This is a genomic window from Streptomyces megasporus, from assembly GCF_000718985.1.
Classification (GTDB): Bacteria; Actinomycetota; Actinomycetes; order Streptomycetales; family Streptomycetaceae; genus Streptomyces; species Streptomyces megasporus.
Map to the genome: position 1 here is coordinate 1 of NZ_JODL01000126.1, position 363 is coordinate 363.

Consider the following 363-nt stretch of genomic DNA (forward strand, 5'->3'; position numbering starts at 1 on the left):
ACGAGGGTGATCAGTGCGCTCTTGGCCTCGGCCCGATGCCGGGCGTCGGTGGTGATGATCGGCGCGTCCGGACCGATCTGCAACGCCTCGCGCACCTCGTCCGGGGTGTACGGCTGATGCCCGTCGAACCCGTTGAGCGCGATCACGAACGGCAGACCCGAGTTCTCGAAGTAGTCCACCGCCGGAAAACAGTCCGCCAGCCGCCGGGTGTCCACCAACACCACCGCGCCGATCGCCCCGCGCACCAGGTCGTCCCACATGAACCAGAACCGGTCCTGCCCGGGCGTGCCGAACAGATACAGGATCAGGTCCTGGTCCAACGTGATCCGGCCGAAGTCCATCGCCACGGTCGTCGTGGTCTTG

The 363-nt window shown here is 66.7% G+C and carries 1 protein-coding gene; it reads right to left on the bottom strand.

Going from position 1 to position 363, the window contains the following annotated elements; translation table 11 throughout:
• Window positions 1-363 (bottom strand): GTP-binding protein (locus tag IF47_RS0126980; protein ID WP_031511675.1); only part of this gene is annotated, 363 nt, incomplete at both ends.